This window comes from [Actinomadura] parvosata subsp. kistnae (assembly GCF_900323885.1).
GTDB classification, from domain to species: Bacteria; Actinomycetota; Actinomycetes; order Streptosporangiales; family Streptosporangiaceae; genus Nonomuraea; species Nonomuraea composti.
The window spans coordinates 1118631-1139485 of the sequence record NZ_OOHJ01000015.1; the positions used below are offsets into that span (position 1 = coordinate 1118631).

Here is a 20855-nt window from a genome sequence, read left to right on the forward strand (position 1 = left end):
TGAAGCGGCGTTGTGTGCCATTCCCCGTTCGAGGGAACGAACACGCTCTGTGTGTCATACGTTGCGGAAAGTGATGGATGTGCCATGGGGCTGACCGGGGCGATCGACGCCAGGAACCGTCAGGAGACCATCGACCGGCTCGCGAGCCAGACGTTCGACGTGCTGGTCGTCGGCGGTGGCGTGACGGGGGCCGGCGCCGCTCTGGACGCGGCGGCGCGCGGGTTGCGGGTGGCGCTCGTGGAGAGCCGCGACCTCGCGGCGGGCACGTCGAGCAGGTCCAGCAAGCTCATCCACGGCGGGCTGCGGTATCTGGAGCAGTTCGACTTCAAGCTGGTCAGGGAGGCGTTGAAGGAGCGGGACCTGCTCGTCGCCCGGCTGGCGCCGCACCTGGTCAGGCCGGTCACGTTCCTGTACCCGCTGCGCCGCAAGGTGATCGAGCAGCCGTACGTGGCGGCCGGGCTGACGCTGTACGACGCGCTGGAGGGCGTGCGCCGCCCGATGCCGAGGCACCGCAACCTGTCGATCAAGGAGGCCCGCCGGATGGCGCCCGGCCTGCGCGCCGACGTGCTGACCGGGGCGATGATCTACTACGACGCGCAGGTGGACGACGCCCGCTTCACGCTCACCCTGGCCCGCACGGCCGCCGCGCACGGCGCCGTGATCGCGACGCGGGCGCGGGCGGTGGCGATGCTGCGGGACGAGCGCGGCGAGCGGGTGGTGGGCGCGCGGGTCCGCGACGAGGAGAGCGGCCGCGAGGTGGACGTCGCCGCCGACGCGGTGGTGGTGTGCGCCGGCGTGTGGACGGATCCGGTGACCGCGCTGCCGGGGGCGGCGGAGGCGGGCTTCAAGGTACGGATGTCGAAGGGCGTGCACGTCATGGTGCCGGGCGAGGCCATCGACTCGCGGACCGGCATGATCATCCGTACGGAGAAGAGCGTGTTGTTCATCATCCCGTGGACCAGCCGGCGCTGGATCGTCGGCACGACCGACACCGACTACGACGGCGACCGCGCCGAGCCGGCGGCGACCGGCGAGGACATCGACTACCTCCTGGAGCACGCCAACTCCGTCCTGGCCAGGCCGCTGACCAGGGACGACGTGGTGGGCCTCTACGTGGGGCTGCGGCCGCTGGTGGCCGCAGACGAGACCTCCTCCACCACGAAGCTGTCGCGCGAGCACGTCGTGGACGTGCCGCTGCCCGGCCTGGCCACGATCGCGGGCGGCAAGTACACCACGTACCGGATCATGGCGAAGGACGTGATCGACGCGGCGCTGGAGGGCTACGACGTGCCGGAGTCGGTGACCGAGCGGCTGCCGCTGCTCGGCGCCGACGGGCTGCCCGCGCTCGAACGCTCGGTGCGCCGCATCGCGGAGGACCACGACCTCGACGTGGACACCGTCGCCTACCTGGTGCGCCGCTACGGGAACCTGGCCATGGAGGTGCTCGACCTGGTGCGCGATGACCCTGCGCTGGGCGAGCCGCTGATCGAGCCGGGGCCGTGGCTGCGGGCCGAGGTCTGCTACGCGGTCACGCACGAGGGCGCGCTGCACGCCGAGGACATCGTGGCCCGCCGGACGCGGATGCTCATCGAGTCGAGCGACCTGGCCGACCAGGCGGCTCCGGTGATCGCGGAGCTGATGGCGGGGGTGCTGGGGTGGGATCGGGCGCGGGTGGAGGAGGAGATCGCCCGCTGCCGGAGCCTGGTGCAGGCCGAACGCACCGCCCTGGCCCAGGCCCGCACCTCTACAACGAACGGGTGAACGTGACCAGGCTCGTGCCGGGACCGTTGTAGCCGGGGACGGGGTCGCCGGCCTCGAAGCCCATGCGGCGGTGGAAGGCGATGGAGGCCGTGTTGACCGGCACCGTGACCGCCTTGACGACCCGCCGCCCGTCAGCGCGGGCCAGGTCGAAGAAGCGCTCGTACATGGTGCGGGCCAGCCCGCTCTTCCGCGCGTCCGGGCGGACGCCGACGAAGTGGATGTACGCCTCATCGGGCAGCGACGGCGACAGGATGCCGATCAGGAAGCCCGCCAGAGCGCCGTCAGCCGTCTCGGCGACCTGGCTGGTGCCGTGGAAGTGGTCGAGGAAGAGCCGGGGCAGGGCGGGCAGGATCGGGCGGCCCCACCAGCCGTCGATCACGGCGGCGATGGCGTCGTAGTCGGCGGGCGTGGCGGGGCGCAGAGCGTACATGGAAGGGGATGCTAGCCCCCGTGCACGGAAGGGGGTGCTAGCCCCAGTGGGGCGGGCGGTTGTCGAGGTAGAAGGCGTCGGAGTCGGCCTCGCGCCAGTCGCCCCAGCCGAGATCGGTGTCGTCGGCGGTCTGCTCAGGTAGAAAATCCTCCACGACGTCCATGCTACTCAGGCGTACAAACCGGCACCGGGCGCGTCCTTCGGTCCAGGGACAGGCGGCGACCACGGCGGTACGATGCGAAGGCAGGTGTCGCCTACCCCCCGTGAGGCTGCTCATGGCCACCCCGACAGGCTGGCGGCGTGAAGGCAATCTGCCGGCGGAGCTGACCAGCTTCGTCGGCCGTACCCGCCTCCTCGCCAACCTCAAACGACACCTCAGCGAGTCGCGGCTGGTGACGGTGACCGGCATCGGCGGTGTGGGCAAGTCGCGCACCGTGCTGCGGCTGGCGCACCAGGTGCGCTCCCATTATCCCGACGGCGTGTGGTTCGCCGACCTGGCCCGGCTGCAGGACGCCGGCATGGTCAAGCACACGATCGCCTCGGCGCTCGGCATCGCCGACCAGTCGTCGCGGGCGGAGTCGGAGTCGCTGTCGGAGTGGGTGGGCGAGCGCGACATGCTGCTCATCATCGACACCTGCGAGCACCTGGTGCAGGGCTGCGCCGAGCTGGTGCACGAGCTGCTGGAGGCGGCGCCCAACCTGAAGGTGCTGGCGACCAGCCGCCAGTCGCTGCACCTGCCGTACGAGCACGTGGTGCCGGTGCCGCCGTTGCAGGTGCCGGGCGACGACCCGGCGGAGAGCCTGTTCACGAACGAGTCGGTGCAGCTGTTCGCGGCCAGGGCCGGGGCGAGCGTGCCCGACTTCGTGCTGGACGAGGACAACATCGGGCCGGTCGCGGAGCTGTGCCGCAGGCTCGACGGCATCCCCCTGGCGATCGAGCTGGCCGCGGTGCGGCTGCGGGCGCTGTCGGTGGAGCAGATCCTCGGGCTGCTGGCCGACCGGTTCAGCCTGCTGGCGGGCGCGAGCCGCACGGCGCTGCCGCGCCACCAGACGTTGCGGGCGGCGATCGGCTGGAGCCACGAGCTGTGCGAGCCGGCCGAGCGGCTGCTGTGGGCGCGGCTGTCGGTGTTCGCCGGCGACTTCGAGCTCGACGCGGCCCGGTTCGTCTGCTCCGACGGGCGGCTGCCGTCCGAAGACATCACCGACCTGGTCACGGGGCTGGTGGAGAAGTCGATCCTGCTGATCAGGAGCAACCACGCGGGCGTGCGCTACAAGCTGATCGACACCCTGGCCGAGTACGGCGAGGAGTGGCTCGACAAGCTCGGCCAGAAGGAGCAGATGTCGCAGCGGCACCTGGAGTACTACCTGAGCCTGGCCCAGCGCAGCGAGGAGGCCTGGTCGGGGCCGCGGCAGATCTACTGGTTCGTCCGGATGCGGCAGGAGCACGACAACGTGCGGGTCGCGCTGGAGCACGCGCTGAAGTCGCCGGGCAAGTCGGCGCTGGCGCTGACGCTGCTGTCGTCGCTGTGGTTCATGTGGGTGTGCTGCGGGTTCGCCCGCGAGGGCCGCCTGTACCTGGAGCGGGCGCTGGCGGCCAACCCGGCGGTGAGCAAGGAGCGCTGCAAGGCGCTGTGGGTGCTGTCGTACGTCAAGAGCGCGCAGGGCGACAGCGCGGGAGCGCTGGCGGCGGCCGAGACGTGCAGCACCGAGGCGGTCCGGGTGGGCGACTCGCGGGCGGTCATCCTGGCCTCGAAGATGCAGGGCACGGCCGCGCTGCTGCAGGGCGACCTGCAGAAGGCCAGCGCGCTGCTCGGCGTGGCGATCGAGTTCAACACCGAGAACAGGGAGCTCAACCCGGGCCTGCTGCCCGCGATCGTCGAGCTGTCGATCGTGCTGACCACGCAGGGCGAGCTGTACGAAGCCGAGTCGCTGCTGCTCGACTGCCTCCAGGTGTGCAAGGAGCGCGGCGAGCTGTGGGTCAGCTCCCACGCGCAGTGGGCGCTGGCCAGCACCCGGCTCGCGACCGGCCGCACCGAGGACGCGCTGCAGAACGCCAAGGAGGCGCTGCGCATCAAGCGGCACTTCCACGACACGCTCGGCACGCTGATGGCGCTGGAGACCGCGGCGCGGATCTTCGCCCTGTCCGGCAGGCTCACGCTGGCCGCCCAGCTCCTCGGGGCGCTGCAGCAGAACTGGAAGACGGCGGGGCTGCCGCAGCTCGGCGCGCCCTGGATGACCGACGAGCACAACATGTGCGTGCGTGACTGCCGGATGCGGCTGGGCGAGCTGGCCTACAAGGACGCCTTCGAGGAGGGCGCCCGGCTCGATCTCGACGAGGCGTCCGCGCTCGCGCTGGACGACCCGGACGCCCTCGACGAGAGCTAAGGGAAGCGGGACCGTCAGACGGCCTGCGGCCACTGGGTGCCGTCAGGCCAGGCGTGCACGTAACGCGCACTGCCAAGGGAGAACTCTATGTGGCCGCGCACCCAGTGCTCGAGGCCACGTACGTACTTGCGGACCGGGAGCGGAGCCCATTGCTCCAGTGCCGCGCGCCGGTCGAGGAACGCGGCGATGGCGTCGTTGTGCATCTGCGCGACCTCGTGCAGCGCGTCCTGCAGGGACAGGGCCTTGTGCGTGGCCAGCACCGTGACGAGGTTGTGCCGCGCCTTGTCGTTGCCGCGTTCCTTGGCGTACGACAGCAGGTCGTTGTCCCAGCCGATGAGGTCGCACGCCAGGTCGGAGAGCGTGCGGACGTCGGGGTGGTGCCACTCCTCGGCTTCGAGGCGGTAGCCGCCGCCCGCGTCGATGAGGGCGAAGCAGGTGTAGGTGGCACCGGTGATGCGGCGCATCAGGACGTAGTCGTCGGGCGTGGGGATGAGGTCGGCCTCGCGGTTGGCGGCCTCCCAGATCTGGGCGAACAGGTATTCCTTCACCGTGATGCGCCACCGGTCCACCTGTGCGGGGGTGGCGTACTGCGAGATGCGGTGCAGCAGCTCGTGGAGCGCGAGGCCGAACGGGTCGCCGGCGTCGGGCTCCCTGCGCCCGTCGAGGATCTCCAGGAGCGGGGGGAGGGCACGGGCCAGGGCCGAGGCCCGGTGCCCCATCAGCTCGCCTTCGCAGAACGCGTCGTCGAAGGCGAAGAGCCAGTTGTACCAGTCGTTGATCAGCCGGAGACTGTCGCGCGGCACGGTGGGGTTGGTCCGTGCCGCGAGCAGGCCGATCTTCGAGCGCCGGAAGTGCTCGATGGTGTCGGCGCCGTTGAGCATCTTTGAGGCGGCCAGCCAGGTGTGGCTCTCCGCATCGACCTCTGAGGCATGCACGTTGATCTCGTTGGGGAACGGGCATGGCAACGGAGGGATGTGGAGCGGTCGCCTGCTGAAGGAGTGCGCAGAAGTAGCCACGTCCCCCAGCATGACGATGGAGTGACCGAAAGGCCACACTCGGCAACTTCGAGCCCTATAATGCTTATTTCATACTATGAATCACTTTGCGTGAACCACTGGATAAACTGGTCATTCGCGAACATTCGCGCGGTCTCAAGGGCGGACGGCTGACCGGCATGCGGGTCGGCCCCGGCGTCCAGAAGCGCCCTGACCACGGCAGACTCCTTCTTGAAGACCGCGCCCGCGAGCGGCGTCTGCCCACGGTCGTTGGCACGATTGGGATCGGCGCCGCTTGTGACAAGCATCCGAACAGTCTCGGCGTGACCGTAATAAGCCGCCAGCATCAGCAAAGTGTCACCTTTGCCGTTGGTCAGGTCGACCGGCACCCCGGCCTCCACATACGCCCGCAGCGCCTCGGTGTCACCCGCCCTGGCCAGGCCGAACAGCTTGGTCGCGAACTCTTCCAGCTCCGGATCCCCGTCCATGATGCCCATTGTGCCTCGATAGGGTGCCGTGCACGGAATCGATACGACGCGCCGTAGGTTCTGGTGAAGAGTACCTAGGGAAAGGCTGTTCAACCGTGTTCGACCCGAAGGATCTCTACGAGCTCGCAGACGACGCGCCCGAGCTTACCGATCCGGTGTTGCTGTACCACTTCGACGGCTTCGTCGACGCGGGCTCGGCCGGACGGCTCGCGCTGGGCCACCTGCTGGCCGAGCTGGAGCACCGGGTCGTGGCGACATTCGACGTCGACCGGCTGCTCGACTACCGGTCGCGGCGGCCCATCATGACGTTCGACACCGACCGGTGGGTGGAGTGCGAGAGCCCCGAGCTGGCCGTGCACGTCGCGAAGGACGCGACCGGCACACCGTTCCTGTTGATGAGCGGCCCCGAGCCCGACCGGGAGTGGGAGCTGTTCGCCAAGGCGGTGGCGGCTTTGGTGGAGCGGCTGAAGGTGAGCAAGCTGGTGACGTTGCACGGCATCCCCATGGCGGTGCCGCACACCCGCCCGCTCGGCATCACCATGCACGCCAGCAGGCCGGAGCTGATCAACAATGCGCAAAGCAGCGTGTTCGGGCGTGTCCAGGTGCCCGGCAGCGTCGCGGCGCTGCTGGAGCTGCGGCTCGGCGCGCAGGGCCACGACGCGCTGGGGTACGCGGTGCACGTGCCGCACTACCTGTCGCAGGCCGAATACCCGACCGCCGCCGTGACCGGGCTGGAGGCCGTGACGCGGGGCACGGGGCTGGTGTTCCCGATGGACGCGCTGCGCGAGGCCGCCCGCCGTACGACGACGGAGATCGAGGAGCAGATCCGCGCCTCCAGCGAGCTGTCCACCGCGATCAGCGGCCTGGAGCAGCAGTACGACGCGTTCGCCGCGGGCGCGGAACGCGAGAACCTGATGGCCGAGACCACGCCCATGCCCACCGGCGACGAGCTCGCCGCCCAGTTCGAGCGCTTCCTCGCCGAGCGTGACGACGAATAGGCCCGCACCCCCGCTACGCTGGCCCGATGAGTGAGATCCGGGTCGGCCTCGTCGGTTACGGCACCGCGGGGCAGTACTTCCATGCCCCACTGATCCACGCCACCCCCGGCCTGACCCTGACGGCCGTCGTCACGCGCAACCCGGATCGCCAGGCCGAGGTCGCCGGCAGGTACGGCGCGGCGGGGGTGGCCGAGGTGGCGGACCTGTGGGAGCGGTGCGACCTCGTCGTGGTCGCCTCGCCCAACAGGACGCACGTGGCCACCGCGACCGCCGCGCTCACGCAGGGCCTGCCCGTCGTCGTGGACAAACCCCTGGCGCGCACCGCCGAGGAGGGCCGCGAGCTGGTGCGGCTGGCCAAGGAGCGCGGGCTCCTGCTCACCGTGTTCCACAACCGGCGCTGGGACGGCGACTTCCGCACCGTGCGGCAGCTGGCCGGCGAGGGGCGGCTGGGCGAGGTGCTGCGGTTCGAGTCGCGCTTCGAGCGCTGGCGGCCGGTGCCGAAGGGCGGCTGGCGCGAGTCCGGCGGCCCCGAGGAGGTCGGCGGCCTGCTCTACGACCTGGGCAGCCACCTCGTCGACCAGGCCGTGCAGCTGCTCGGCCCGGTGCGCGAGGTCTACTGCGAGAGCGACGTCCGGCGCGCGGGCGTCTCCGCCGACGACGACACCTTCATCGCCCTCACCCACGCCTCCGGCGCCCGCTCGCACCTGTGGGCCAGCTCGATGGCCGCGCGCCTCGGGCCCCGCTTCCGGGTGCTGGGCTCCTCGGCGGGCTTCGTGAAGTACGGGATGGACGTGCAGGAGGAGCGGCTGCGGGCCGGGATGACGCCCGACTCGCCGGGGTTCGGCGACGACGAGGAAGACCGCTGGGGCGTGCTCGGCACGGAGAACGAGCGGCAGATCGTGCGCACCGAGCCGGGGACGTACCTCGACTTCTACCGGGGCGTGGCGGCGGCGCTGCTCGAGGGCGCGGCGCCGCCGGTCGACCCGGGCAGCGCGGTGGACGTGCTGGCGATCATCGAGGCGGCCCGCCTGTCGGCGACCCAGCGGATCGTGGTCCGCCTCGACTGAGGCGCCTTCCGACGCGAGATGCCCTTCCGACGCGAGATGCCCTTCTGACGCGAGATGCCCCTCCCAACGCGAGGTGCCCCTTTTGGCGAGAGGCGTCCGCGAGGTGTCCGTCAGGGGCGATCAGTCACGCAGGCGGGCGCGCATGGCCTCGGTGTCCGCGTCCGTCCAGCCGTTCTCGGCCAGCCAGCCCAGCGGCCCGCCGAAGCGGTCGTCGAGGACGCCGAGGAACTGCTCGATGTAGCGGGCCCGCGGCATGTGGTCGTCGGCGGGCCGCGAGTCGAGGTCGTCGCGGTAGGTGGCGCTGCCGCGCAGCCGCTTGAGTATCAGCTCCAGCCGCTCGCCCGTGGCCACGTAGTCCTCGACGATCGCCTCCCGGGTCGCGCCGGCGACCTCCAGCGCCAGCGCGCACAGCACCCCGGTACGGTCCTTGCCCGCCGCGCAGTGCACCAGCGAGGCCCCGTCGGCCAGGGCCATCGCGCGCAGCGCCGCCACCACCGAGTCGGGGCGGTCGCGCAGGTAGCCGAAGTAGAAGCCGGTCACCCGCAGCTCCTCGTCGATCACCCGCTCCGCCCACGGCAGCACCCGGTCGCCGTCGATGGTGTCGGCCTCGACGTCGGTGTGCCGACCACCCTCGGCGAACAGCGTCAGGTGGTGGTGGCGCACCTCCGGCACCCGGGTCAGCGGGCCCGGCCCCTCCAGCGCCACCTCGGCGTTGGAGCGCAGGTCCACCACGTGCCGCAGTCTCAGCTCGCCCACCAGCAGCTCCACGTCGGCCGGCGTGAGGCCCTGCAGGTTGTCGGCGCGGAAGATCTGCCCGCGACGGGTGCGGCCACCGTCACGAGTCGGCAGTCCGCCCAGGTCACGCGCGTTGACCGCGCCTTCCAGATCGATCCACCTCGTCATCTCGCTCATTATTACGACCCTATATGTCCGCCAACATGCAGCGGATTCGAGGTTCATAACGCAGCATGAACGTATGGATCCACGAGCTCTGCCTCCACGGCTGGTGATCGATCCATCGCTGCACCCGGAGATCTCGGTCGAGCTGCGGTCGAGTCCACACATACTCCGCATGGCTCGGTCGGGCGCGCGAATGGACACCACACGCAATCCCGCCCTGCTCTTCGTCCTGCCCGCCTTCCTGATGTTCCTCATGATGGTGGCGGGCCCGCAAGCGTTCTTCGTGGCGAGCATGGGAGTCGGCCTGATCGTCCTGATCCGGTGGATGGCGATGGACAGCACCTATCGATCCACCAAGCGAAGACTCCGGCTGGCGCGCGAGCACGCGAACCAGTACATCCTGCCCGAGGATCTCGACTATCCCTGCCAGCAGCTCCTGCGCCGGGCGCAGAACGCCGTCGAGGCGATCATGAGCTCGGCGGTGCACAAGGCGGGCCTGATCGACAGTATCGAGAACCAGGTGTCGCTGCCGGAGGAGGTCTGGCAGATCGCCACGCGGCTGCGGAAGCTGTCGAAGATGCACGCCGAGCACGGCAAGCTCATCCCCCGTGAGCTGCCGGCGGGCATGGAGGACGCGTTCAAGCCGTACACCACCGCGCTCGACGCCGCCTGGACGTCGCTGTCGCAGCGCGTGCGGCACCTGGAGAAGTACGCCAAGCAGGTGCTCAAGGCGGACAAGGTCTACCATGCCCACACCCGGCTGGAGAAGCTGGCGGCCAAGACGCCGGAGTACCAGCAGCTCCTCGCCGAGACCGTGCGGGACGAGCTGGCCCACGAGCGCATCAGGGAGCTGTCGGACCAGGCGGCGCACGTGCGCAAGCTGTTCGAGGAGAGCATCCTCCAGGCCAGGCAGGCGGCCGGGGAACTGCTGCGTTCACCGCTCACGTAGAGGAGGCCGCGCGCCGCAGGAGCTCCAGCGTCCTGCGCATGCCGGCCTCGTTCCCGAGGCTGCGGTAGATCTCCCTGGCCTGCTCCAGCGGCTCCACCGCGGCCCCGTGCCCGCCCGCGTTCAGGTGCGCCTCGCCGAGGTAGCGCAGGCTCCTCGCCATCCACCAGCGGTCGTCCAGCTCCTCGAACCCGCGCACCGCCCGCCGCAGCTCCCGCTCGGCCTCCTCGATCCGCCCGAGCCTGGCCAGCGCCCGCCCGGCCGACACCGCCGTCCTGGCCACCCCCCACGAGTCGGCCAGCGCGGCCAGGATCTCCTCGGCCCGCCGGACGTACTCCAGCTCGCGCAGCCCGTTGTCGGGGTCGCCGACCTCGCCCGCGGCGCGCAGGCAGCGGGCCTCCTCCCACAGCTCGCCGCGCTGCTTGAACATCTCGCCGGCCCGGTCGAGGCTGAAGCCGGCCCGGGTGAACAGGTTGGCGGCCGCCCGGTGGTCGCCGTGGCGGTACTCGCCGCGCGCCTGGGCGGCCAGCACCTCGCCGTACACGCGCAGGGTCTGGGCCTCGGAGTAACGGTTGCCCTCCCGCTTGAAGACCTCCAGGGCGTCCTCCAGCAGCTCCCTGGCCTCCTCGGTGCGGCGCTCCGCCATCCGCATCTCGGCCAGGTTGCGCTGGGTGCGAGCCATCCACCACAGGTCGTCCTCGCCCTTGAACGCGGTGATGGCGCCGGTCAGGAAGTCCTGGGCGCGGTCGAGGTGGCCGTCGCTGAACAGGGTCATGCCGATCGTGCGCATGGCCCTGGCCGCCCACCAGGTCTCCCCCAGCTCGCCGAAGATCGCCAGGGCCCGCTCGGACTCCTCCAGCGCCTGCCGGCGCAGGCCCAGCCCGCCGTGCACGGCCGCGGCGTCGAGCAGCGCGATGGCCAGCGAGCGGCGGTCGCCGGTCTTCTCGGCCGCCTCGCGGCCGAGCTCCGCGACGACCGCCCAGTCGGCCCAGTACGCGCGCAGCGAGTGGCACAGCGAGCAGAAGGCCCGGGCCAGCCCCCACGTCAGCTCCCACAGCCGGAGCTGGTGGGCCAGGTGGATCATGGCGATGAGGGAGAGCCGCTCGGCGTTGAGCCAGTCGCCCGCCCGCAGCTGCCCGTCGGCGCCGGAGCGCCGGCCGCCCCTGCTCCAGTCCTGCGGCCAGCGGTTCTGCGCGGCCTCCTCGGCGCGGCGGCGGTAGCCGTGCAGCACCCGCTCGATGGCGGCCCTGCGCCGGTCCGGCTCGTCCTGCTCGGCCAGCTCCGCGGCGAAGACCCGGACCAGGTCGTGCAGGCGGTAACGCATCGTGCCGGTCTGGTCGGTGCCCGAGCACTCGGCGAGCTGGGCGTCCATGAGGGCTTCGAGCTGGTCGGCGCCGTCGAGGCCCGAGACGTCGAGCAGCTCGCCGGCCACCCAGCCGGGCACGTCGGGCGCGGTCAGCGCACTGAGCAGGCGTAACAGGCGGCGCTGCACGCCGGTACAGTCGTCGTAGCTGAGCTGGACGGAGGCGCGCACGCTCTTGTCCACCGTGGGCGCCACTTGGAGCAGGTCGAGGATGCGCCGCTTGTCGGCCAGCCGGCTCGCCATCTCGCGCATCGTCCACTGCTCGCGGGTGGCCAGCCGGCCGCCGCAGATGTTGATCGCCAGCGGCAGGTAGTCGCACAGCCGCACGACCTCCTTGGCGGCCTCCAGGTCCTCCACGATCCTGGCCCCGCCGGCCAGCCTGGCCAGCAGCTCCACCCCGTGCGCCTCGCTGAACTCGCCGAGCCGGGTGTCGTGCGTGCCGTTCAGGAACAGCGGGGAGCGCGAGGTGACCAGCACCGCGCAGCCGGGCTCGGCCGGGATCAGCGGCTTGACCTGCTCGGCGTCGTGCGCGTTGTCCAGGCCGATGAGGATCCTGCGGCCCTTGGTCCAGGTCAGCCAGAGCTTGCGCAGCTCCTCCAGCCCGCCGGGGTCGGTGGTCAGGCGCACGTCCAGGGCGCGCAGGAAGCCGATCAGCACCTCCTCGGGCCGTACGGAGGCGTCCACGCCGCCGCGCAGGTCGGCGTAGAGCCGGCCGTCGGGGAACCAGCCGGCCACCTCCTGCCCGAACCTGGTCATGAGCGCCGACTTGCCGACGCCGCCGCGGCCGTACACGGAGACGACGAGAGGCGGTGACAGGTCGGTGGACCCGCGCCGGGCGGCGAACACCTCGCGCAGCTCCGCCAGCGCCTCGGCGCGGCCGGTGAAGTGCTCGGGCACGGGCGGCCACTGGTCGGGCGGCATCGTGCCCGGCTCCGGGCGGGGCCGCTCATGGGCGGGGCCGCGCGACTCGGTGGTGGCCCAGGTGGTCAGGCCGACGAGCACGGCGGCGGCCAGGGTGACGCCGATCTTGGCCGCGGGCGGGATCTCCCACTCCATGGAGGCCGTCAGCACGCTCGCAGCCGCGGCGGCCAGTCCGGCGGAGACGGGTGCCGCCCAGGGCACCTTTCTGCGGCCCGGCTTGTCCGGAAGGTTGTCCCCTGCCAACGAACACCCCCTTCGGGGGTGATTCAAGCCGATGGGGTACGACTCGCGCCAGCCATACCCCATCGTTCACTCAGATTCCGATCACGTGACAGGTGGCCGTCGTCGTCTTGGTCGGGTCGCTCTCCGACGTGGCGGTGAGCTTGACCTTGGCGAGCCGGTCGCCGCCCGCCCCGCGCACGGCGTTGACGGTCACGAGCGCCTGCTTGCCGAACGCGACGGAGGCCAGGGCGTTGGGGAGCTGGGCGGTCCAGCCCTTGCCCTGCACCTCGGCCTTGAGCCGGTAGAGGTCGGACTTCAGGTACGCGCTGACGTCCTCCGGGTGCTGCCCCTGCGCCGGGGCCGCCCTGCCGGTGTTGAACAGCGGGAACGTGCAGGTGGAGACGTTCTTCGCGGCGGGGACGCCGGCGGCGGGCAGCAGCTTGACGCCGCGCCGCTGCGGGCCCGCGCCGTCGAGCGAGCGGATCGCGACGGTGTAGGAGAGCTCGCCCGCGCGGTTGCGGTGCACGTCCGTGACGTAGAAGTGCAGGCGGTTGGCCTCGTCGACGTACTCGTACTCGCTGCCGGAGTCGGTGCCGGCGTGGAAGAGGGCGTCGGACAGCTGCCGGTAGTCGCCGATCGTGATGGGCACCTTCGTGCCGTCGGGCAGCACGTAGTCGGTCATGCCGATGTCCTGCGGATTGGCGTCGATCACCCACTCGAACGCCGGGAGCTGCCAGCCGGTCCCGCGGTCCTCGTTCTTGGTCTTGGCCAGCAGGACGCCCGCGTCCGGGGTGAAGGAGTCGCTGCCCATGCGGTCCACGACCTCGACCGTGTAGTTCTCCCAGCCGCCGCCGTCGCAGAGCGGGTCGGTCTTGACGTCACAGGCAGGGCTCTTGTCGCCGGTGTCGAAGGAGATGTTGACGCCGGACAGCCCGTTCTCGCCCGGTTGCACCGAGCGGGCCGTGACGCGGGCCGTGACCAGCCCCGACTCGTCCAGGGCCTCACGGGAGAGGCGCAGCACGTTCCGCTCGTCCACCATGCCGAGCTTGATCTTGTTGCGCAGCATGTGGTGGGCGCCCATGGACGCGCCCGCGGTGGGCGGGATGAGCCAGCGGGAGTGCGGGCCGCCGGGGCCGTTGAAGCTGCCGCGGCTGAGCATCTCCCAGATGCCGGTGTACGCCCTGTTCACCGGCGTCGCGTACGGGTTGTTGTAGTTGTCGGCGATGCCCATGATGTGGCTCAGCTCGTGGGCGTAGACCGCCATGCCGGAGCTCTCGGCCTGCACCGAGTCGATGCCGAAGCGGGCGTTGGGCCAGAAGTTGGAGCCGGCCTGCCAGGAGGTCCACTCGACGTAGCGGGTGGGCGACCAGTTGGGCAGCGCGGGGTCGGGCGGCCCCCACTCGTCGGTCACGTCCTCCTTCGTGGGGAACTTCATCATCCCGAACTCCTGCCACGTGGACGACTCGTCCTGGCCGGCGCTCAGGTAGAAGACGAAGTCGAACTGCGCGGCCACGTCCGGGCCGACGGCGGCGAGCCAGGCGGCGTTCCCGTCGGTCCGCAGGTTCCTGGTGCAGGTGTCACCGGCGGGGCAGGAGCCGCGCTGGTACTCCATGGCGTACTCGTGGTCCTTGCCGGGCATCGTGTACGGCCCGAACCCGGTCAGGTCCACGCCGATGCGCCCGCCGGAGTCCTCCATCCAGTACTCGTGGATGGTGTGCCCCTTGTTGAGGTCGTTCGGGGTGTTGAGGAAGTTCTGGTAGAACGTCGCGACCTGGTCGCGGGGGACGTCGTGGGCCTCGGCGCTCGGGTTGCCGTAGACGGTGGAGCCCTTGGGCTGGGTCACCACGAACGGCTGGTTGGGGTAGTCGAGCAGGACCAGCGCGCCCTTGAACGTGCGCTGCGAGCCCTTGACCGAGGGGTCGTTCCACTTGGTGCCGGGCGGCCTCTTGTAGTCCGCCCACGTCATGTTGTCGGGGTTCTCCCAGTTCTGGGGGTCGATGGGCTTGATGCCGCCCGATAAGGGGCGGGTGCGCAGGGCCTGGGCGTCGTCGAGAGGGGTGTCCGACTGCCAGGGCTGCGTCTGGGGCCAGTGGTTCAGCCGCCACGGTTGCTCGGGGTCCTCGGGGGGTGCTGCGGAAGCGGGGGTCGCCATCAGGCTCACCGGGATCAGCACGATGGCCGCCAGCAAACCCTTCAGCAGCTTCTTCGGGGCGTTCACGGATCGACGGTATAGACGTTATTGACGGAGATCACCGAGCAGTTGTAGGGAAGACACGTAGTTCCCTTTCCGTCAAATGACGAAATTTCCACGTGAAGGTGGGGTTGTGGCGGATCTTCAGCGGGCCGTCGACGAGCTCGCCGCCCGGCTCGACCGCCCGCTCCTGCTGGAGGACCGCGTCCAGCGCGTCGTGGCGTACAGCGAGCAGAGCGGCGCCATGGACGACGTGCGCCGCGACTCCATCCTGCGCCGGCACACCGCGCCCGAGGTGCGGCAGTGGCTGCGGGCGGCGGGCATCCACGAGGCCGCCGCGCCCCTGCGCACGCCCGGCGCGCCGCACCTCGGCCTGCTGCCGCGCGTCTGCGTGCCGATCAGGCACGCGGACGGGCTGCTCGGGTTCCTGTGGCTCATCGACGCGCAGCCGCCCATGACGGACGCCGGGGTCGCCGAGGCGGCCGCCGCCGCGCCCGGGCTGGCCCTGGCCCTGTTCCACGAGAGCCTGGCCAGCGGGCTCGCCTCGCACCGCGAGCTGGAGGCGGTGACCGGGCTGCTGCTCGGCGACCGCGAGGCCGCCAGGGAGGCCGCCGAGCAGCTCATCGAGGCCGGCGCGTTCCCGCAGGCGCAGCCGGTCGGCGTGCTGGTGGCCAGGCCGCGCGCGGCCGAGCCCGACGACGCGCTCAGGCTGGCGCTGGAGCAGGGGCTGCTCGCGCTGCGGCGGCGGCTGAGCGGGCACCATCCGCTGCACCTGGTGCGCTACGACCACGCCGTGCTGCTCACGGCCGGGCCGCCGGTCGCCGCCGACGACCTGCACGCGGCCATGCCGGTGCCGGTGGTGGTGGGGGTCGGGCGGGCCCGGCCGGGGCTGGCGCAGGCGGCGGGGTCGTACCGGGAGGCCAGGCACGCGGCCGAGGTGGCCGCGCGGGTGCCGGGGCTGGGGCGCAGCGCCGAGTGGGCCCGGCTGGGCGTGTACCGGATGCTCAGCGCGCGGCCCGACCAGGAGCTGCATCCGGGGCTCGAAGGGCTGCTCGGCGACGCGCAGTACCTGCCGCTGCTGGAGACGCTGGAGACGTACCTGGATCTGGCGGGCAGCGCGGTGGCGACCTCGCGGGCGCTGCGGCTGCACCGCACGTCGCTGTACTACCGGCTGCAGCGGGTGGAGGAGCTGGCGCGCACGGACCTGAAGGACGGCGGGGAGCGGCTGGCGCTGCATCTCAGCCTCAAGCTGGCGCGGCTGTCGGGGCGCTACCTACCTAGGGATTCACATGGTTCACCTTGATTGCGGTGATGTCACGCATTCACGTTTAATGCCCTGAGGGCTAATTCTGACGGGGAGTAGGAATGCCGTCCGCCAAGCGTGCCAGGCCGATGATGGGCCGGCGCGCGCCCGCGCCGGTCGTGATCCACTCCGCGCCGCTCGTGCTGCCCATGGGCGCCGATCCCGTGCGTGCCGGCGCGGTCGCGGCGCGCGGCGAGCGGGTGCTCGCCGTGGGCCCTCGGGCCGAGCTGCTGCCGTCCTATCCGGCCGCCGAGGAGACCCGCTGGCCCGGCCTGATCGTGGCGGGCCTGGTGGACGCGGGCTCCGCCGCGCCGTCCGCCGTGCCGGGGGTGACCGCCCGCGCCCGGGTCGTCGCCGACCTGACCGACCCAGGCGGCCTGCCCGGCATCTCCTACGTCGCGGTGACCAGCGAGAGCGAGGAGGAGTGGGAGGAGCGCGAGCGCGACGCCGTCATCACCGCCCTCCGCGAGGTCGACCGGCCCTGCGCCGTCGGGCTCGCCGTGCACACCCGCGACCCCCTCGTACTGGAGGACGTGGCCGTGCTGGCCAGGACGTTCGGCCTGCGACTGCTGGTCGACCTCGACCGGCACTCCCCCGCCGCGCTGGACGAGGCCGGGGTGCTGGGGCCGCTGTGCCACGTGGTGTGCGCCCGGCCGCTCGACCCCGGCGAGCGCAAGCTGCTGCGGCTGCGCAGGACCGTCGTGGCACTGTCTCCCGCTGCCGAGGACGTGCTGCCGCTGCTGGAGGAGGGCAACGTCGTGGCCCTGTGCGGCGCCGGGCCCGGCGGGCCGCTCGGGCTCGCGGCGGCCGTGCGGCGGCACGTGCACGGGCTCGGGCTGCGGCCGCGCGGCCTGGACCGGCGGCTGGTGGAGGCCGCCACGCTGGGCGGGGCCAGGGCGCTGGGCATGGACCGGGGCAAGGGCAGGATCGGATCGCTGGCGCCCGGCTCCCGCGCCGACTTCGCGGTCTACGACGCGCGCGGGCGGTATCCGTACTCGGCGTTGCTGGCCGAGCCGCCGTGTCTCGGCACGGTCGTCGGCGGCGCCCTCGCCGGCTGAACCGGCCGTCCTGGCACCCTCGCCGAGCGCGCTCTCACCTGAACTGGCCGTCCACCAGCGTCAGCAGCTCGCCGAGCTGCTCGCGCTGCTCCCGCGACAGCACCGCGAACAGCTCCTCGCCCGCCTGCCGGCGCGCGTCGCGGGCCCGCTCCGCCAGCTCGCGCCCCTCGGGGGTGATCACGAGCAGCGTGGAGCGCCGGTTGGCCGGATCGACCTCCCTGCGGACCAGCCCCGCCTCCTCCAGCGCGTCCACGACCGGCGTGAGCGAGCGCGGCACGATCCGCAGCTCGTCGGCGAGCCTGACCATCCGCAGGGGCCCCTCGGCGTCGGCGAGCGCCCGCAGCGCCCGCGTCTGCCCGGGAGTGAGCCCGAGCGGCACCAGCCGCTGGAGATAGCCGTGCCGCAACCGCTTGCCAACCAGGAACAAGAGCTCGGCAAGCTCCTTCTCTGCCATACGAAACAGTTTAACGGAACAAATATGAGCTAACCTCTGTTTGAGTGGACATCTGAAAGGAGTCCCCATTTGGCGGAAGAACCTCGCGCGCCGCTCGGGCGTATCGTCAAGCTGTTCGGCGCCTACCGCGGCCGCCTCGGCGTGGTCGCCGCGCTCATCCTGCTGTCCTCCCTCGTCTCGCTGGCCTCGCCGTTCCTGCTGCGCGAGGTGCTGGACGTCGCGATCCCGCGGGGCGACACGGCGCTGCTCACGCTGCTGGCACTGGGCATGGTGCTCGTGGCGGTCGTCACCAGCGTGTTCGACACGTTGCAGACGCTCGTGTCCACCACCGTGGGCCAGCGCGTGATGCACGACCTGCGCATCGCCGTCTACAGCCACCTCCAGCGCATGTCGCTGGCCTTCTTCACCAGGACCAGGACCGGCGAGGTGCAGTCGCGCATCGCCAACGACATCGGCGGCATGCAGGCGGTCGTCACCTCCACCGCCGCCTCCCTCGTCTCCAACCTGACCACCGTGACCGCCACGATCGTCGCCATGCTCGCGCTCGACTGGCGGCTGACCCTGATCTCGCTCGTCCTGCTGCCGGTCTTCGTGTGGATCAGCCGCAAGGTCGGCGACGAGCGCAAGCGCATCACCTCCGAGCGGCAGCGCAAGCTGGCCACCATCGCCTCGATGGTGCAAGAGTCGCTGTCGATCAGCGGCATCCTGCTGGGCCGCACGATGGGCCGCTCCGCCGAGCTGACCGAGCGCTTCGGCCTGGCCTCCCATGAGCTGGCCGAGCTCGGCGTGCGCACCAGCATGGCCGGGCGGTGGCGGCAGTCGTCCATCCAGATCGTGATGGCGGCCATGCCGGCCGCGATCTACTGGGCCGTCGGCCACACCGGGGCGATCTCGGTGGGCACGCTGGTGGCGTTCACCACGTTGCAGACGAGCCTGTTCAGGCCGGCGGTCTCGCTGCTGCGGCTCGGGGTCGAGGTGCAGACCTCGCTGGCGCTGTTCGGGCGCATCTTCGAGTACCTGGACCTGCCCGTGGACATCCGTCCCGGCACGAAGCGGCTCGACGGCGTGCGCGGCGAGGTCCGCTTCGAGAACGTCGACTTCTCCTACGGCGACGCGCCCACGCTGACCGGCGTGGACGTCACCGTGCCCGCCGGCACGAGCCTGGCCGTCGTCGGCGAGACGGGCTCGGGCAAGACCACGCTCAGCTACCTGCTCCCCCGCCTGTACGACGTCACCGGCGGCCGGGTCACGATCGACGGGGTGGACGTGCGGGAGCTGACGTTCGAGACGCTGAGCGACGCGGTCGGCGTGGTCTCGCAGGAGACGTACCTGTTCCACGCCTCGATCGCCGACAACCTGCGCTTCGCCCGCCCCTCGGCCACGGACGAGGAGCTGGAGGCGGCGGCGCGGGCGGCGCGCATCCACGACCACATCGCCGCGCTGCCCGACGGCTACGACACCATGGTGGGCGAGCGCGGCTACCGCTTCTCCGGCGGGGAGAAGCAGCGTCTGGCCATCGCCCGCACGCTGCTGCGCGACCCGCCGGTGCTGGTGCTCGACGAGGCCACGAGCGCGCTGGACACGCAGACGGAGCTGGCCGTGCAGCAGGCGCTCGACGCACTGGCACGCGGCCGTACGACGATCACGATCGCGCACCGCCTGTCCACGATCCGCGACGCGGACCAGATCATCGTGCTCGACCAGGGGCGGGTCGTGGAGCGCGGCACCCACGACGAGCTGGTGGCGCTGGGCGGCCACTACGCGGCGCTGGTGAGCCGCGATCATCCCCTGGAACTCGTTAATCGCGTTTTAAACGTGTGATGCCTCACATTCCGGTCAAACCGGAATCCGCCTCCCAGAACGGCGTGTTTGTTGCCTCGGTGCACTTCCAAGGCAAGGACTCGTTTTGTTCCCCACAACCTCCACGTTCAGAGCCCTGCGTCATCACAATTACCGGCTCTGGGCGGGAGCTGACATCGTCTCCGTCACCGGCACCTGGATGCAGGTGCTCGGCGTCAACTGGCTCATCCTCACCCTGACGGGCTCGGCGACCAGCGTCGGGCTGAGCCTCGTCATGCGGGCGCTCCCGACGCTGCTGCTCGGCATGTGGGGCGGCGCCCTGGCCGACCGGCTGCCCACCAGGCCCGTCGTGGCCGCCGCGCAGCTCGCGCAGGCCGGGCTCGCGGTGGTGCTGGCGGTGATCGCGTTCTCGGACGTGCGCTCGGTGGTGCCCATCTACGCCGTGGCCCTGGCGGGCGGCGTGGTCGGCGCGCTCGGCGGGCCGGCGCTCGGCCGCTTCGGCGCCGAGGTGGTGCCGCCCGCCGACCTGCCGAACGCGATGGCGCTCGGCTCGATACTCAACTCCGCGGGCCGCATCCTCGGCATGAGCCTGGCGGGCGCGCTGCTGCCGCTCACCGGCATGGGCGGCCTGTTCGTCGTCAACGCCGTCAGCTTCTTCTTCGTGCTCGCGGCCATGGCGGCCATGCGCCGCGCCGAGTTCCACGTGCTGGCCGCCGCCACCCGGCAGCCGGGCGCCGTGCTGGAGGGGCTGCGGTACGTGCTGCGCACCCCGTGGCTGCTGGCCGTCCTCGCGCTCTGGTTCGTCTCGGGCAGCGTCGGCCGCAACTTTCAGGTCACCATGGCCTCCATGAGCGCCGGCCCGCTGGAGGCGGGCGCCGGCGGCTACGGCCTGCTGTCCACGGTCTTCGCCGTCGGCACCGTGCTGGGCGGCTTCCTGGCCGCGACCCGGCCGCGCCTGACGCTCAGGCTGTTGCTGATCACGGCGTTCGTGACGGGCGTGGCGCAGGCGCTGAGCGGGATGATGCCGTCGCTGTGGACGTTCGCGGCCATGATGCTGCCGATCGCGGCCGGCGCGGTGGCGCTCGACACCACCGTCAACGCGCGGGCGCAGCTCGACAGCCCCGACGAGATGCGCGGCCGGGTCATCGCGGCCCTGTCCATCGTCAGCGCGGGCGCGGGCGCGGTGGGCGGCCCGCTGCTCGGCTGGCTCAGCGACACGCTCGGCCCGCGGGTCGCGCTGGAGATCGGCGGCGTGTCCTGCGTGGCGGCGGCCCTGCTCACGGCCGTGGCGCTGGCCAGGCTGTCGGGCCGGACGGTCAGGCAGGCCGTCAGGGTGCGGCGCCCGAGCCTCGAGAACGCCTGACTCGGGAGGGAATTCTTTCTTACCCCTCTTGGTTTGATCTCGGTGAGCAGGTAACCTACAACTGAAGTTAGAGGTTAGCTGCAATCGAGCATCCAGCGGAGGAGGATGGAAATGTTGTTGACCTCGATCGATCCGTTCTTCCAGGAGTTCGAGCGGCAGTTCAACCGCCTGGCCCGGCAGACCTTCGACAGCACCGGCAACGCCATGATGC

General features: G+C 71.4%; 16 protein-coding genes. 9 read left to right on the plus strand and 7 right to left on the minus strand.

What is annotated here, in order from left to right; all coding sequences use genetic code 11:
- Positions 1–84: 84 nt before the first annotated feature.
- The gene (locus KIS93_RS19790) at positions 85–1761 is read left to right on the plus strand and encodes a glycerol-3-phosphate dehydrogenase/oxidase (RefSeq protein WP_080036203.1); all 1677 of its coding nucleotides are present in this window, start codon (positions 85–87) and stop codon (positions 1759–1761) included.
- Here KIS93_RS19790 and KIS93_RS19795 read toward each other — a convergent pair.
- The gene (locus KIS93_RS19795; RefSeq protein ID WP_080036202.1) at positions 1745–2191 is read right to left on the minus strand and encodes a GNAT family N-acetyltransferase; all 447 of its coding nucleotides are present in this window, start codon (positions 2189–2191) and stop codon (positions 1745–1747) included. The two genes, KIS93_RS19790 and KIS93_RS19795, sit on opposite strands and share 17 nt — an antisense overlap.
- 263 nt (positions 2192–2454) lie before the next feature.
- Between KIS93_RS19795 and KIS93_RS19800 the strand changes: the two genes are divergently transcribed.
- A complete protein-coding gene (locus KIS93_RS19800) occupies positions 2455–4575 on the plus strand; it encodes an ATP-binding protein (protein WP_230465916.1) in 2121 nt (706 codons plus the stop codon).
- Positions 4576–4589: 14 nt separating this feature from the next.
- On the opposite strand, the gene KIS93_RS19805 is transcribed toward KIS93_RS19800, so the two are convergent.
- Both KIS93_RS19805 and KIS93_RS19810 read right to left on the minus strand, forming a co-directional pair.
- Positions 4590–5510 carry a terpene synthase family protein gene (locus KIS93_RS19805; protein WP_155126264.1) on the minus strand — a complete coding sequence of 307 codons (921 nt, stop codon included), beginning with the start codon at positions 5508–5510 and terminating at the stop codon, positions 4590–4592.
- Between the two features lie 155 nt (positions 5511–5665).
- Positions 5666–6067, minus strand: a complete 402-nt coding sequence (locus tag KIS93_RS19810; protein ID WP_222107530.1) for an ankyrin repeat domain-containing protein — start codon at positions 6065–6067, stop codon at positions 5666–5668.
- A gap of 86 nt (positions 6068–6153) precedes the next feature.
- Here KIS93_RS19810 and KIS93_RS19815 point away from each other — a divergent pair, with 86 nt between their 5' ends.
- Together KIS93_RS19815 and KIS93_RS19820 are read left to right on the plus strand one after the other, a co-directional pair.
- Positions 6154–7056 (plus strand): proteasome assembly chaperone family protein, encoded by a 903-nt coding sequence (locus tag KIS93_RS19815; RefSeq protein ID WP_080036200.1) that lies wholly within the window; start codon positions 6154–6156, stop codon positions 7054–7056.
- A 26-nt stretch (positions 7057–7082) separates the two neighbouring features.
- A complete protein-coding gene (locus KIS93_RS19820; RefSeq protein ID WP_080036199.1) occupies positions 7083–8123 on the plus strand; it encodes a Gfo/Idh/MocA family oxidoreductase in 1041 nt (346 codons plus the stop codon).
- Positions 8124–8243: 120 nt separating this feature from the next.
- Here KIS93_RS19820 and KIS93_RS19825 read toward each other — a convergent pair whose 3' ends face one another.
- Complete coding sequence (locus tag KIS93_RS19825) at positions 8244–9026, minus strand: tyrosine-protein phosphatase (protein WP_329607687.1); 783 nt, start codon at positions 9024–9026, stop codon at positions 8244–8246.
- Positions 9027–9216: 190 nt separating this feature from the next.
- On the opposite strand from KIS93_RS19825, the gene KIS93_RS19830 reads away from it, so the two are divergent.
- A complete protein-coding gene (locus tag KIS93_RS19830) occupies positions 9217–9972 on the plus strand; it encodes a hypothetical protein (protein WP_080036197.1) in 756 nt (251 codons plus the stop codon).
- Here KIS93_RS19830 and KIS93_RS19835 read toward each other — a convergent pair.
- Positions 9965–12496: an ATP-binding protein gene (locus KIS93_RS19835; protein WP_155126261.1), complete on the minus strand. Its 2532-nt coding sequence runs from the start codon at positions 12494–12496 to the stop codon at positions 9965–9967. The genes KIS93_RS19830 and KIS93_RS19835 overlap by 8 nt on opposite strands.
- Positions 12497–12566: 70 nt before the next feature.
- The gene (locus KIS93_RS19840) at positions 12567–14693 is read right to left on the minus strand and encodes a M6 family metalloprotease domain-containing protein (RefSeq protein WP_230465915.1); all 2127 of its coding nucleotides are present in this window, start codon (positions 14691–14693) and stop codon (positions 12567–12569) included.
- Positions 14694–14799: 106 nt separating this feature from the next.
- Between KIS93_RS19840 and KIS93_RS67550 the strand changes: the two genes are divergently transcribed.
- Both KIS93_RS67550 and KIS93_RS19850 read left to right on the plus strand, forming a co-directional pair.
- Positions 14800–15969, plus strand: coding sequence for a PucR family transcriptional regulator (locus tag KIS93_RS67550; RefSeq protein WP_080036195.1), 1170 nt, complete (start codon positions 14800–14802; stop codon positions 15967–15969).
- A gap of 62 nt (positions 15970–16031) precedes the next feature.
- Positions 16032–17027: an amidohydrolase family protein gene (locus KIS93_RS19850; RefSeq protein ID WP_155126259.1), complete on the plus strand. Its 996-nt coding sequence runs from the start codon at positions 16032–16034 to the stop codon at positions 17025–17027.
- Positions 17028–17061: 34 nt separating this feature from the next.
- Here KIS93_RS19850 and KIS93_RS19855 read toward each other — a convergent pair whose 3' ends face one another.
- Positions 17062–17481, minus strand: a complete 420-nt coding sequence (locus KIS93_RS19855; protein WP_080036193.1) for a MarR family winged helix-turn-helix transcriptional regulator — start codon at positions 17479–17481, stop codon at positions 17062–17064.
- A 69-nt stretch (positions 17482–17550) separates the two neighbouring features.
- Here KIS93_RS19855 and KIS93_RS19860 point away from each other — a divergent pair, with 69 nt between their 5' ends.
- Together KIS93_RS19860 and KIS93_RS19865 are read left to right on the plus strand one after the other, a co-directional pair.
- Entirely contained in the window at positions 17551–19302 is a 1752-nt protein-coding gene (locus KIS93_RS19860) for an ABC transporter ATP-binding protein (protein WP_281261972.1), read from the plus strand.
- Positions 19303–19387: 85 nt separating this feature from the next.
- On the plus strand, positions 19388–20644 hold the full coding sequence (locus KIS93_RS19865) for an MFS transporter (protein WP_080036191.1): 1257 nt from the start codon (positions 19388–19390) through the stop codon (positions 20642–20644).
- Positions 20645–20855 lie beyond the last annotated feature (211 nt).